The organism is Chryseobacterium sp. AG363 (assembly GCF_003610675.1).
Taxonomy (GTDB): domain Bacteria; phylum Bacteroidota; class Bacteroidia; order Flavobacteriales; family Weeksellaceae; genus Chryseobacterium; species Chryseobacterium cucumeris.
Map to the genome: position 1 here is coordinate 263873 of NZ_RAQF01000005.1, position 13464 is coordinate 277336.

At 37.2% G+C, this 13464-nt stretch carries 11 protein-coding genes; 2 read left to right on the forward strand and 9 right to left on the reverse strand.

The window, feature by feature from the left end; translation table 11 throughout:
• Window positions 1–86: 86 nt before the first annotated feature.
• From DEU39_RS24500 to DEU39_RS19635, 4 genes are all read right to left on the reverse strand, one after another.
• Window positions 87–236: a bacteriocin-like protein gene (locus DEU39_RS24500; protein ID WP_157885751.1), complete on the reverse strand. Its 150-nt coding sequence runs from the start codon at window positions 234–236 to the stop codon at window positions 87–89.
• 153 nt (window positions 237–389) lie between these two features.
• Window positions 390–536 carry a bacteriocin-like protein gene (locus tag DEU39_RS24505; RefSeq protein WP_002980914.1) on the reverse strand — a complete coding sequence of 49 codons (147 nt, stop codon included), beginning with the start codon at window positions 534–536 and terminating at the stop codon, window positions 390–392.
• 33 nt (window positions 537–569) lie between these two features.
• A complete protein-coding gene (locus tag DEU39_RS24510) occupies window positions 570–710 on the reverse strand; it encodes a bacteriocin-like protein (protein ID WP_157885750.1) in 141 nt (46 codons plus the stop codon).
• A gap of 534 nt (window positions 711–1244) precedes the next feature.
• Window positions 1245–1793, reverse strand: coding sequence for a hypothetical protein (locus tag DEU39_RS19635; RefSeq protein ID WP_062671354.1), 549 nt, complete (start codon window positions 1791–1793; stop codon window positions 1245–1247).
• Window positions 1794–1966: 173 nt separating this feature from the next.
• On the opposite strand from DEU39_RS19635, the gene rpsO reads away from it, so the two are divergent.
• A complete protein-coding gene (rpsO, locus tag DEU39_RS19640; RefSeq protein WP_034692246.1) occupies window positions 1967–2236 on the forward strand; it encodes a 30S ribosomal protein S15 in 270 nt (89 codons plus the stop codon).
• Window positions 2237–2537: 301 nt separating this feature from the next.
• Here the strand turns inward: rpsO and DEU39_RS19645 are convergent, their stop codons facing one another.
• On the reverse strand, window positions 2538–2897 hold the full coding sequence (locus DEU39_RS19645; protein ID WP_120233086.1) for a DUF4260 domain-containing protein: 360 nt from the start codon (window positions 2895–2897) through the stop codon (window positions 2538–2540).
• Between the two features lie 126 nt (window positions 2898–3023).
• Entirely contained in the window at window positions 3024–4445 is a 1422-nt protein-coding gene (locus tag DEU39_RS19650) for a sugar MFS transporter (protein WP_120233087.1), read from the reverse strand.
• A gap of 439 nt (window positions 4446–4884) precedes the next feature.
• Here DEU39_RS19650 and DEU39_RS19655 point away from each other — a divergent pair, with 439 nt between their 5' ends.
• A complete protein-coding gene (locus DEU39_RS19655) occupies window positions 4885–7158 on the forward strand; it encodes a polyribonucleotide nucleotidyltransferase (protein WP_120233088.1) in 2274 nt (757 codons plus the stop codon).
• Window positions 7159–7253: 95 nt separating this feature from the next.
• Here the strand turns inward: DEU39_RS19655 and DEU39_RS19660 are convergent, their stop codons facing one another.
• The 3 genes from DEU39_RS19660 to DEU39_RS19670 form a co-directional block, all read right to left on the reverse strand.
• On the reverse strand, window positions 7254–9671 hold the full coding sequence (locus DEU39_RS19660) for a TonB-dependent receptor (protein WP_120233089.1): 2418 nt from the start codon (window positions 9669–9671) through the stop codon (window positions 7254–7256).
• Window positions 9668–10117 (reverse strand): MarR family winged helix-turn-helix transcriptional regulator, encoded by a 450-nt coding sequence (locus tag DEU39_RS19665; protein WP_120233090.1) that lies wholly within the window; start codon window positions 10115–10117, stop codon window positions 9668–9670. The genes DEU39_RS19660 and DEU39_RS19665 overlap by 4 nt, the downstream gene beginning before the upstream one ends.
• A 102-nt stretch (window positions 10118–10219) precedes the next feature.
• Window positions 10220–13462, reverse strand: a complete 3243-nt coding sequence (locus tag DEU39_RS19670; protein ID WP_120233091.1) for an ABC transporter permease/M1 family aminopeptidase — start codon at window positions 13460–13462, stop codon at window positions 10220–10222.
• Between the last annotated feature and the right edge of the window lie 2 nt (window positions 13463–13464).

Consider the following 13464-nt stretch of genomic DNA (forward strand, 5'->3'; position numbering starts at 1 on the left):
TATCCCGCTTCCTTTAATGTTTTTTTGTTCAAGCCTGTTGAGCTTCTTAAGATTTAAATTCTTCATACTATATGATTGTATTTAAATTAAGGCTCTATCATGCAGTCATGGTCAAGGCATTCTCCATTACAGCAATATCCAACAGAGCAAGGTCTTGTGATGCTGCATCTGAAAGGTCCGATACCGCCGTTAATTTGCTTGGCAGATTCTCTACTGAGTTTTTTTAGATTTTTCATACTGTTATAGTTTAGATTTAATGTCAGACTAAAATAGTAAATATTTCTATATTATTCATTTTGGAGTGAAAATATTTTACTAGTAATCAGTGTTTTATTTATGTTTTAAATAAAAAAACACCTACTAAGGCAGGTGTCTGTAATGATCATATATTATTCCAGGGGACATGGATTAACAACACAGGTGTTGTGACAACACGATCCTCCCGGACATTCGTAATGTTCTGTACATCTTTTGAAAGGTCCGCTGCCTTTAATTTCCTTTTGTACTTGTCTGCTGAGTTTTTTTAGATTTTTCATAAATTTTGATTTTATATGGTTTAGTTTTATCTTTTATTCAAGGCAGATGAAAGGAGAGCAGATTCCAAAGCAACACCATCCAACGGTACATGGATTAGTTTCGCTGCATCTTTCCATAGTTCCTCCATTAATTTGTTTTGCTTTTTCTCTGCTGAGTTTCTTTAGATTTTTCATGAGATTTTGGTTTTAATGTTGGTCTAAATTAGTGAAAAATATTTAATAAATCATTATTTAGTGAAAATATTTAATTGTGTATCAGTTGTTTATGGTGGTTTTTTTAATAAAAAGCACCTGTTCGTAAGGATGAACAAGTACTTTATTTAACATGAAATATTTATAATTCTGGGCATGCATACGCAACACATAGTCTGTGGCAGCATGAACCGCCAGGACATTCGAAATGATATTGACATTTCTGAAGACGTATGATACTCCCCAGGATTTCTTTCTGGCTTTCTCTGCTTAGTTTTTTTAGATTTGAATTTTTCATAATAATTTAGATTTAAGATAAAACTAAACTAATGAAAGCTTTCAACTTATTGATAAGGATAGAGATACACTACAGAATAGTGTCTATAAAAGAATTATGATTATGAATCAGTCTGATATGTGGATTGACCTGCATGAAAAAAATTCACCATTGACTTGCAAAGCAAAATTGACCATTGACGATAAATGACTGTCAATTCCAACCTTAAACCTCAAATCTTAAAGCTCTGCTTCTGTAGGTTTCAGTTTTCTCAGCTTCTTAATGATTCCTTTTATCGCTCCTTCGGTTCCTATTTTAACAGAGTTGACTGTAGAACCCAGCAGACGCATATTTTTACGATAAGTATCATGATCGGTTTCTGTGACAAGAGTTCCGTCAGCACCAAAGAGTTTCATACTCACAACCACCTGATTGGAGAAAACATACTTTCCAAATCCCACTTTAAAATATCTCACTTTGGAAACAATGGCAAAATCTGCATCATTGTTGAGACAGTAATCTGCAATAGTCTGTTTGTCTATACTGTCGAAGGGAACCTGAACCTCCGCCCGGAGCATTTTATTTCTTCTGTTACTGAAATTATCGGTAACAGCATCAAAGAAAGCGTTGTTGGTGGGGTCTTTTATTTCGTCGATATCAGGCTCTACCTCAGGATTGAAGTAAAGAACTTTTTTTATTTTATCATCAGCATTCTTCTGGGCTTTTACCGAAGTAAATCCGATGAATAAAAAAGTAGTAACCGCTGTAAAGAATATAATTTTTTTCATTTGTAATTCGTATGCAAAATTACTGCCTTTTCGTTGGATGGCATACAAATTATTAAGAAATTTTTAACATTTTTTTCTATCAAATTTGATATATGAAATCAATAATGTTTGCAGAATCAAAAAATAGTCGTAATTTTGCACCCGTTACATAATAATCATTAAACAATATTGGAATGTACTTAACAACAGACAAAAAGCAGGAAATTTTCGCAAAACACGGGAAATCTGCACAAGACACAGGAAGTGCTGAAGGACAAATTGCTCTTTTCACTTTCAGAATCAACCACTTATCTCAGCACCTAAAGGCTAACCGTCACGATTTCAACACAGAGAGATCTCTAGTGAAATTGGTAGGTAAGAGAAAAAGTTTATTAGATTACCTTAAAAACAAAGATATCGCAAGATATAGAGCAATTATTGCTGAACTAGGTTTAAGAAAATAATCTATAAAGATTTTCAAAATAAAAAGCAACTTCGAAAGAGGTTGCTTTTTTGTTTTACGCAACAGGGGATTTTTTACCACAAATGCCACAAAAAGTTTCTTACGGAGTGACAAACTGTATGGATAGACCAATGCGCCAATTGTGTCATTCCGTAGGAATCCAGCCGTATTAAAACAACAAGAAAAGCCTCAACAAAAACTCCAATCCTGACCAACGTCACAACTAAAGACGTTATAATTCCCCTCCCTCGGAGAGGTGGCGAAAATTCAAAGAATTTTTGACGGGGTGGTTTACAACCTCACTACTCAGCCTTCTTTCCAATCTTTCCCAAATGTGTATTCTGAAAACTATCGGGATATTTCAATCCATAACCCAGAATTCTGTCAAATGCAGAGTGAGAAAACAAAATAGCTCCGATCATTTGTAAATAGGGCAGAGACAAGGCTGTTCCGGCAAAATAAACGATAATGGCTACTCCTAAATGATGGAAGAGATTGTAGAAGAAAGCGCCCGCTTTATTATTAACCGTATATCCCAGCATAGAAATATCCGGTGCAAGGAAAAGTCCGGCAAACCACCACCACGAATATTCCGTTTGTGCAAAAGCATATATACCTAAGAGTAGAAATGCGGCATATTCAAGCTTTAACTGTATTTTCATAATGATTGTGTTAGTTTATACGATAAGTTCTTTTTTCTCATGAAAAGTTACATTTTAAAATCTGAATAAAGAAAGCGGAATACCTTTGAGATATTCCGCCTTATACATTTTGATTTGAATTTGATTTTAATGCCCGGACTTTGCTTCGGTACTTTCTACATGACCCAGATATTTGGTACAGTACGCTCCGAATATCAGAATTACCAGATAACAGAATACAGGAATAATAAATGAATGCTGTACTCCAAACTGATCGGCAAGATATCCCTGGAAAATAGGAACAATAGCTCCTCCCAGAATAGCCATTACCACTAATGAAGATCCCTGGCTGGTATATTTACCCAGTCCTGAAATAGCCAGTGTGTAAATATTTGAGAACATAATAGAATTGAAAATTCCGATTCCTAAAATACTGTACATCGCCAGCTCACCATGATTCACCATTGCAGAAATCAACAAGGCAACATTGATTGCTGCAAAAATGGATAATGTTCTTGCCGGAGCTGCTTTACCCACGAAAAAAGCAATGAAATTAAGGATGATAAACACAAGGAAAAAGCTGATCTGACTGAAAGTAAGATTGACAATGCTGAAAATCACAAGGAAAACTGCTGCCGCTGCTCCCAGCATATACAGAGCCTTTTTGCTTTGGCTTATGGATTGATTTAAAGAAATGGCTCCCAAAAAACGGCCAATCATCGCTCCTCCCCAATATAAGGAAAGATAATTTTTACTGATGATCTCATTAAAACCCATAATCTGTGGCTGCTCAAGGAAACTGATGATAAAACTTCCTACGGCAACTTCTCCGCCTACATAGCAGAACATAGCGAATACACCGAATTTCAGGTGGCTGAATTCAAGGGCTCCCCAGCCTTTTACGATTTCTTCTTCACCCATCTGGAAGGAAGGAAGCTTCACTCTGGAAATCAATAAAGCAACCAGTAAAAGGATACCTGCAAAAATAAGGTAAGGAATTCTCGTCGCTACCGCGCTGAATGATCCGTCCGGAGATGAGAAAAATTCAAAAATCAGGTGACCTCCAAGTACCGGTGCAATGGTGGTTCCGAAGGCATTGAATGCCTGAGTCATGTTCAGTCGGCTAGATGCAGATTCTTCACTTCCCAGCAATGAAACATAAGCGTTGGCTGTAATCTGCAGTACTGTAAAGCCAAGTCCTAAAATAAACAAAGCTCCCAGAAACAGCGGATAATAAGAGAACGTAGCTGCCGGATAAAACAGAACGCAGCCGAATGCTGCCAGAAAAATTCCGAACAGGATTCCCTTCTTATAGCCTAATTTATTGATAGGATCTCCTTTCGTAATGGAAATCATAAAATAAATCAGTGACCCAATAAAGTAAGCTCCGAAGAAACAGAACTGTACCAGCATGGATTCGAAAAAGGTAAGATTGAAAAGTTGTTTCAGATATGGGATCAGGATATCATTCATACAGGTGATGAATCCCCACATAAAAAACAGCAGGGTGATGGTAATCAACGGAACGGTATAATTCCTGCTTTGAGATTGTACTTCTTTATTAATCATAAACATTTATTTATCTGGATAAGGATAGTTCCTTAACTTTTTTAGCCTACAGCATTGTAATTGGTGAAGTAGGGCAAATATAGGGATCAGCCTATTGGTTTGCAATAATTTTAATCATTTTTAAAATGAAATAAATACTTTTTTTCAGATCAATATGTTATTTTCATTTTTTGAGACAATAATACAAAAACGACGGGATTTTTCAATACATTATCCTCAAAAAAACACTTTTTTATTTTCGTAAATGGTGTATAAGTTCACATTACTAATGCAAATTTTCAAACTTTCATCAATTGATAGCCAATTTTTTGTATTTTAAACGCCTATTAAAGCAATCGAAAAATTTAATATATCATTATTATATAGTACCTTTGCAAACGAAAATTTAAAGAGTTTAAATATTAATCATACTCAATACGGAGTATAAAGAAGCAAATTTATGAGTATACCTCAAGCGTTTACAGAAACGATTATCCTTGCAGACGGCAGGGAAATCACTATCGAAACGGGAAAGCTGGCTAAGCAGGCTGACGGATCTGTAGTGGTGAAATGTGGCGGAACTATGCTTTTAGCAACAGTTGTAGCCAACAAAGAAGCCAATCCTGGTGTAGACTTTTTACCATTAACGGTAGATTACAGAGAAAAATTTTATGCAGGTGGAAGAATTCCTGGGAATTTCTTCCGTAGAGAAGCAAAACCATCTGATGATGAAGTGCTTACAATGAGATTGGTGGACAGAGTATTACGTCCTCTTTTCCCTGAAGATTTCCATGCGGAAGTACAGGTGATGATTTCATTAATTTCTTACGATAAAGAAGTAATGCCTGAAGCATTGGCAGGTTTGGCAGCTTCTGCAGCTATTGCAATTACAGATATCCCTTTCAACGGACCAATGTCTGAAGCAAGAGTAGTAAGAATTGACGGGCAATTGGCTGTTAACCCAAGTTATGAAAACTTATTAAAATCAGATATTGACATTATGGTGGGAGCTACTAAAGACTCCATCGTAATGGTAGAAGGAGAAATGAAGGAGATCTCTGAGCAGGAAATGCTTGAAGCCATCAACTTCGCTCACGCTGAGATCAAAAAACAGATTGAAGCTCAGGAGAGATTAGCTGAAAAAGTAGGAAAATCTTTCCCTAAAAGAGAATACAGCCACGAAGATCACGATGAAGAAATTCGCGAAAAAGTATGGAAAGAGTGCTATGATAAAGTATATGAAGTAGCAAAAACTCCATCAAATAAAGAAGAAAGAGGAGAAAAATTCAAAGCGGTTCTTGAAGAGTTTTTAGCACAATATGCTGAAGACGAAGAGGAATTGGCAAGAGTAACTCCATTCGTTAAAGTATATTACCATGACGTAGAGAAAGAAGCAATGCGTCAGATGATCCTTGAAGACAATATCCGTCTTGATGGTCGTGATCCTCAGACGATCCGTCCAATCTGGTCAGAAATTGATTACCTTCCGGGAGCTCACGGTTCTGCGATCTTTACAAGAGGAGAAACTCAGTCTCTGACTGCGGTAACTCTGGGTTCTGTAAAAGATGCGAACATGATCGACAGCGTAATCACGCAGCACGACGAAAGATTCTTCTTACACTATAACTTCCCTCCATTCTCTACAGGTGAAGCAAGACCTTTAAGAGGTACTTCAAGAAGAGAAGTAGGACACGGAAACTTAGCTCAAAGAGCTTTAACAGCAGTAATTCCGCAAGAAAATCCATATACAATCAGAATTGTTTCCGATATCTTAGAATCTAACGGTTCTTCTTCAATGGCAACAGTTTGTGCAGGTACATTAGCATTGATGGATGCAGGGGTTCAGATTACAAAACCTGTTTCAGGGATTGCAATGGGTCTGATCACCGATACAAAATCAGGTAAATTTACCGTACTTTCTGATATCTTAGGAGATGAAGATCACCTTGGAGATATGGACTTCAAAGTAACAGGTACTGCAGACGGTATCACAGCTTGTCAGATGGATATCAAAATCCAGGGACTTTCTATGGATATCATGGAGAAAGCTTTGATGCAGGCTAAAGACGGAAGATTACACATCCTTAATAAAATCACGGAAACGATTTCCCAGCCAAGAGCAGATGTGAAGCCTCACGCTCCGAAAATGGTGGTTATGGAGATTCCAAAAGATTTCATTGGAGCTGTAATCGGGCCTGGTGGAAAAATTATTCAACAGTTACAGAAAGATACAGATACGGTTATTGCTATCGAAGAGATGGGAGAAATCGGACGTATCGAAATTGCAGGAACAGACAGAGAAAAAATCAATGCAGCTATTGCTAAGATCAATGAAATTACTTTCGTACCGGTTGTAGGCGAAGTTTACAAAGGTAAAGTAGTGAAAGTAATGGACTTTGGTGCATTCGTAGCGATCGCTAAAGGAACAGAAGGACTTCTTCACATTTCTGAAATTGAGTGGGCTCGTCTGGACAAAGTTCCTTATTCAGAAGGTGATGAGGTAGAAGTGAAGTTCATGGGTTATGATGACCGTAAGAAAATGAAACTTTCCCGTAAAGTTCTTTTACCAAGACCTCCAAGACCGGAAGGACAAGGTAGACCTGAAGGGCAGAGAAGACCAGAAGGACAAGGAAGACCGGAAGGACAAAGAAGACCGGAAGGACAGAAACCACAAGGTGAAAAGCCACAAAGCGAAAAACCCGTGGAAAACCAAACTCCATCTAACGAAGCTTAATAAGATTCATTCTTAAACATAAAAAATCCCTCAATTTGAGGGATTTTTGCTTTTTGCGTCATTGCGAAATGCAGAACTTTGAAGTAATCTCATTATTACGTTCCCACTCTCTGCTTCAGGTCCTCAGCACCGCCTGTTTTTCTGGGCTGTCCGTTTTTGGAAGAACCAAAATTGTAAGTATAGGAGAGGGTTGCCACACGGGTATCTCTTTTCACCGCGAAGTTTTCTAAATAATCATTATACACCGTTTGCCCTTTGATATTGCTGGTAAAGAAGACATCAGTGAAGGAAAGCTTCAGAACACTGTTGTTTTTAAACTTCTTCTGCGCTCCAACGTTGAGGTACCAGTTCGGGCTCACATTCAGATAAGCATAAATTTCTCTGGCTTTGTAATTTCCTGTAAGTTCAGCAGTGAAACCATTTCCCAGCTTAAAGGAATTAATACTGTTGATACTGAATGTAAAATTCCCTTTATTATTGATCTGGGTTCCGGAGACATTTCCTGTGTAGGAGCCATAATAGAAATTAGCACTGTTATTCATATCCCACCATTGGGTCACTTTTACCGGAGCGATCAGGTTTAATCCGAAATAAGAAGCAGAATTCAGGTTTTCAATGGTCTGTACGGTTACTATTTGCCCGTTTTCTATGACAGGTTTTAGGATGTCTGTGATATTATCAGAATTCCTGCTGTAGCTTAAAGTGGCAAAGTATTTATTACTCAGGCTGTAGGTTAATTCATAATTCATTGTGATTTGAGGGTTCAGATCAGGATTCCCGGCTTTCAGTGTGGTAGGGTCAAGATAGAATTTAAAAGGATTCAGCTGGTTGTAGCTTGGTCTTGTAATTCTTCTGCTGAGATTGATTTCAAGGTTGCTTTTATCCGTCAGATCATAACTCAGAACAGCGCTTGGAAACAGTTGGGTATAATTTCTTTTATTGATTTGATGGGTGGTAATCTGAGTTCCTTTTACATTGGTGTTTTCAACTCTTAAACCTGCTGTAGCTTTAAATTTTTCCCATTTTTTGGACACATTTCCGTACACTGCATTGATGTTTTCCTCATAAATAAAATGATTGGTTTTTCCAAGATCCGGAACAGGAATACCTGAACTGGCGTTGAAGAATTTCAGGTCATTATCTGTCTTTACAAAACTCGTTTTCACTCCGCTTTCCAGTTTCCAGTCGTTGCTGAAATTTTTTGTAAGATCAGATTTTAAAGAATAGATATTCAGTTTTCCGTCCATATCACCTTTAATAATGTCAAGATTATCCGTATTGCTGGAAATATCATGTGTTCTTGTATCAAAGCTCTGCAAAGAAGAGTTAGCGTAATTAATGTAGTCAAAATCGGTAGAAATATCAGAACCCAGCGAATCAATCGTATATTTATGATTAAGGTTGAATGAAACATTGGTCCAGCGGTCATTCGATCTGTTGACTGTTGTAAAAGTACTTTCAGGAAGGTAGCTGCTGCCCAGTGTGACGTTGGAATTGTCTCCGTTGATGTTGAATTTGTTGGAAACAAGTCCTACAGAGAATCCAAGCACATTCTTGTCGTTCAGATAATAATCCATTCCCGCTTTGGCCACATGGCTGTTGAATTTGAATTTCAGATAATTATCCTGTACATACGCTTTTTTAAAGGTATTGGCTTCATAGAAATTTCTGTCGAGAACCAATCCGTTGTAAGCTTCCCTGTACGCAAAGCTGTAATTTCCGAAAATATTAATGTTTTTATTCCTGTGGTTGATGCTGAAACTGTTGTTGTTTTTTACATATTTACCCGATCCCAGAGAGCTTGAAATAGTTCCGTTAGTTCCTTTTCTCTGTTCCTTTTTAAGTTTAATATTGATAATGGCGGATCCGGCAGCGTCATATTTTGAAGAAGGATTGGTGATGAACTCTATCTTTTCAATGGTGGAAGAGGGGATTCCCTTCAGGTAATTGGCAAGATCAGTTCCCGTCATGGGAGTATTTTTACCATCGATCTGGATCAGAAGGTTTCCTTTTCCGCGAAGACTGATATTGTCGTTATTGTCAATATTCACTCCCGGAGCCTTTTCCAGGACTTCAAAAGCAGAATTTCCGGTGCTGGCAATACTGTTTTCAACGTTCATGATCATCTTTCCATCCTGTCTTTCAATGAGAGGCTTGGTTTTGGTGATCGTTACTCCTTCAATTGATTTTACATTCAGGTCAATGGAACTGAGGGTCTTATTTTCGGTTAATGAAATATTTTCCGAGTGATAAACCTCAGTACCGTTTTTATTAATTTTTACCTGATAAGTTCCTTCTTTTAAATCATTAAAATTGAACTTACCGCTGTTATCAGCAATTTCTGTTTTGATCAATTTCTGATCAGCATCAAAGAGATTGATCTCCATCTGCTCTGCTTTGTCGGATTTTATGTTTCCTGACAAAGTCAAACTCTGCATTGCCTGCTGGGCAGAGATCCTGCTGTTGAACAGCATCAGCATACAGACAATAATAAGTGAGAATATTCTGGTCATAGCGTTTTACTTTTAGGGTTGAGACAGTTTTCTGAAATTTTCAGTAAAGCTGAATACATCACTTCCAGTTCTTCATTGCTGATGCCCTTTAAAGCAGTTTTACGGTTCTTTTCTACGATATTCTGAACCTCTTTAATTACTTTTACCCCGGAATCTGTCACTTCCAGCTGGGTTTTTCTTCGGTCTTCAGGATGAACTTTTCTGATAATGTATTCGGATTTTACCATTAAATCAATCATTCTCGTGACAGAAGCATTGTCCTTAAAAACCAGATCACCAATTTCATTCTGGATAATTCCCGGGTTTTCCAGAATTGCTTTGATGATAAGCCATTGATCAATAGTGATCGTATAACCATGCGCTTTTAGCTGGCGTTGAGCATAGTTTCTGTAAGATCTGATCGCTTTGTCTATGTTGTAGAAGATGATTGAATTTAACTTTTCCATATTTTCAGATTTAAAATGATATATCAATTATTGATATGTCAATTAATTAGTAAATCATCATTTTATTTTGTTACAATTCCTGAAAAATATTTTCAAAAAAAATTAAAAGCTGTTACCGGTTTCTTTGGACTTTGCCTTTACAGAAGCAGTTTTAGACTCTGAAGTAAAAGTTATATTTTCTGTGGTTTTGAATAATCTGTCGATTTGCTTCCTGGTGGAAATATCCGGAGCAATGTTGTAAAACTCATTGATCAGATTCAATGAACCAGGTTTTTGGGGATATTGATTGTTGTTGAGAAAATTTTTCAAAGCCAGGTTCACTTTATCTTCACCGATTACGTTACTCAGCTGTACCATTGCGGCAGCTCCTTTGGAATACGAAATATGGGGAACATCTCCGGTTGCTTTATAAATAGGAACATTTTCAGACAGTCCTTTTTCATTGTCATAGATCTGCTGATGTACGTTGATTCTTTCCATCATTTTTTCTTTGCCATGCATTTTTTTGTAGAGCATCATTTCGGTATACATGGCGAGGGTTTCAGTAAGCATCACAGAACCTTCTCTGTCATCAGGGTCGATCTGGCTGCTGCCCCACCAGAGATGGGAAAGTTCATGGCCTGCCAGCTCATTGATGACATCCTGTTTCTTATCCGCCAGAATATTGGCGTGAAAAATCATGTCTTCCGGCATAAAGATGGCAGAAGGATAGGCTGTAGCGGCAAAACCTCTGGTAAAAGAAGAAATCTCCGCAAAATTGATGCTTTTAAAAGGGTACTGCCCGAAATTCTGCAGACAGTAATCTAAAGTAAGCTTTGTATTTTCAAGAAGGTGATTCACATTCTCAAAGTGTTTCTGATGATAAAAGATATTGATGGAAATTCCTTTATAGTTCTCGCTTTTGATCTTATATTCAGCAGATGAAACGGCAAACCGGAAAGGAATCTGATCTGCTTTAAACTTGAAATAGTTGCGCCCGGCCTGTGACCATTTTCTGACAAGATCTCCTGTTCCTATGGCTGTTTGTTTCTTTTCGGTGGAAATCATCATCGTAAGATTGATAAAATCCCTTTTTGAAACTTCAGGAGCTTCAGGCTTTTTCAGTTCACCAAGTTTTCCAAGCTTGAATTGGCTTCTTTGTTTCTTATCCTGAATTTCATTATCCTTCTGATATCCAATTGTTGGATAATATCTGCTTATCCTCATAAAAGACCCGTTTTCAATAATGGCATTGAAAGACCGGTGTCCGTTGACCGCAGACCATTGATAGGAGATTTTAAAATCAAGAGAAGCTGTTTTACCAGGCAGGAGAGGTTTTTGTAATGAGACTTCTGTAATATGGTTATTAATTTTCGAGATTTCAGTACCACACTTTATCACAGCAGATTCCAGTTTTAAATCCTCATTAAAATTGATCAGAATCTTATTGATAGGTTGATTGGTTTGATTTTTAAGGATATATTTTCCAATGATCTGATAAGCATTTTTCGAAGGATACAGTTTAATTTCTGTAGCAATATCGGTGATATCCGGCTGTAGAAGTTTTTCATACTTTCGATAGTTTTTTTCATATGCTTCCGAGCTTAGAATAGTCTGATCTTCATTTTTTGGGATATAACCTTTCATAAACAATGTTCCGGCAAAGATTCCTGAGATGAGCAGAATGATACTGAAGCCACATACAAGTACAGGAACTTTTTTAATTTTTATAATGCTGTTGAGCATCCATAAAATACTGATAATCCCTGTTCCGAATAAAAGTCTTTGTAGAAAAGCTTCTTCATAGGTTCCATAGCCGTTAAACTCACTGTAAGTCCCTTTAAAATCTGAGAATATTCTGAAAAGAGGGTAGGGTATCAATTTCCCTGAAACCGGACCTGATACTATAAAAACGGCAAGAATGGAAACTCCAAGGGCTATGAATTTGTTGGGAATTCTGTCATTTATCAAAAGAATCAATCCGGAAAACAGCATCAATGGGAAAGTATTGAAAAGAAAAACACCGAGATAAGCATTCCAATCAATATGAAAATACTGATAATCCGCCTGAAAAATAATGCCCTGAATAATTACAATTCCGGTGAAGAAAAACAGCAGAAAACTGATGGAAATGAAATGGCCGGTTAATCTGTTTTTTGATAAATAGGTACTGTTTTCAATCAGAGAAAATCCTGAAGAAGAACTTCTCCAGTAGACATCGTTTAAAAAATAAGCGGAAATAAGAAGTCCAAGCAAATGGAAGTTTTCTGAAATGGTGGCCGCCATAAGACCTGAACTCGCATACTTCTGCGGAAGACGGATGCCTTTTTCAATTTCGGCATACATTTCCATTCCCATACAAAATAACAACAGTATGGAAACGGCAGGAACAGCAGCACTTTTAAACAGATAAGTGAGGTCTGTTTTTGCAAAAGACAAGACAGATCGAAATGAATTCTTCCAACCAAAGTCTGGCTTCACTGTGGAATAATCTGCTTTATTGGTTTCAGAAAATGTAAGAGTATTTCCTAATGTTTTTACTTTCTTTCCTGAGGTATTGGAGAAAGAAAATAATCTGTGCGAAAGCAGAAGAATTCCAACAGATATAAAAGAGAATAAAATTCTGTTAAACAAAAGATAACCAGAGAAAGGTACCAGTTGAATATTTTTCTGATGAGCTGTGAGATCACGGGCTTCCATAAAATAAGCGGATAATCCAAAAGGATCTATTAAAGCCGAAAACTGTTGCGTTTCCAGTGACTGGGGAAGACTTCCCGCCATAAAGGGTGAATTGGAAAACAGCAGGATAATCATGTAAGAAACATACAGAAGCAGTCCGCCTACTACAATCAGCAGTTTTTTCCTGACAATAAATGCAATGAGAAAAAGGAAACTGCAGACAAATAAACTGTTGATAAAACCGAATATGAATAAAGGGTATAAATAATGGACAATGTTAAAACCTTCCTGCATTTCACTTCCCGTCCGCATCATCTGACCTATGATAAATCCTGTCATTAGGAAAGAAAAACTTAAAAACGTCTGTAAAAAATAAGCATAGAATTTCCCTTTCAGATAAGTGAGTTTTGACAATGGGAATGAAAACAGAATACTGTCAAATTTTGAATCCTGGTCTTTAAAAAGCAGCTGCAATGCATAAACCGTAGCGAAAAAAATCACGGTAAGGCTCAGCATTCCGGTCATAAAACCAATGGTGTAGGGAGAGTTTAAATAAATCTCTTCTCCTACTGAAAGATTGAACTGATTACCAGAAAAGATGCCCATTCCTATTAAAAGTAAGGCCACAAGATAGGTGAGCCAGTGCTTGGAAGAGCGTCCGGCTTCAAATAAGAATATCGCGTTCATGA

Coding starts and splice junctions, on each gene's coding strand:
- DEU39_RS19635 (WP_062671354.1), bottom strand. CDS start 1,793: ATGAAAAAAATTATATTCTTTACAGCGGTTACTACTTTTTTATTCATC.
- rpsO (WP_034692246.1), top strand. CDS start 1,967: ATGTACTTAACAACAGACAAAAAGCAGGAAATTTTCGCAAAACACGGG.
- DEU39_RS19655 (WP_120233088.1), top strand. CDS start 4,885: ATGAGTATACCTCAAGCGTTTACAGAAACGATTATCCTTGCAGACGGC.
- DEU39_RS19670 (WP_120233091.1), bottom strand. CDS start 13,462: ATGAACGCGATATTCTTATTTGAAGCCGGACGCTCTTCCAAGCACTGG.
- DEU39_RS24510 (WP_157885750.1), bottom strand. CDS start 710: ATGAAAAATCTAAAGAAACTCAGCAGAGAAAAAGCAAAACAAATTAAT.
- DEU39_RS24505 (WP_002980914.1), bottom strand. CDS start 536: ATGAAAAATCTAAAAAAACTCAGCAGACAAGTACAAAAGGAAATTAAA.
- DEU39_RS24500 (WP_157885751.1), bottom strand. CDS start 236: ATGAAAAATCTAAAAAAACTCAGTAGAGAATCTGCCAAGCAAATTAAC.
- DEU39_RS19660 (WP_120233089.1), bottom strand. CDS start 9,671: ATGACCAGAATATTCTCACTTATTATTGTCTGTATGCTGATGCTGTTC.
- DEU39_RS19665 (WP_120233090.1), bottom strand. CDS start 10,117: ATGGAAAAGTTAAATTCAATCATCTTCTACAACATAGACAAAGCGATC.
- DEU39_RS19650 (WP_120233087.1), bottom strand. CDS start 4,445: ATGATTAATAAAGAAGTACAATCTCAAAGCAGGAATTATACCGTTCCG.
- DEU39_RS19645 (WP_120233086.1), bottom strand. CDS start 2,897: ATGAAAATACAGTTAAAGCTTGAATATGCCGCATTTCTACTCTTAGGT.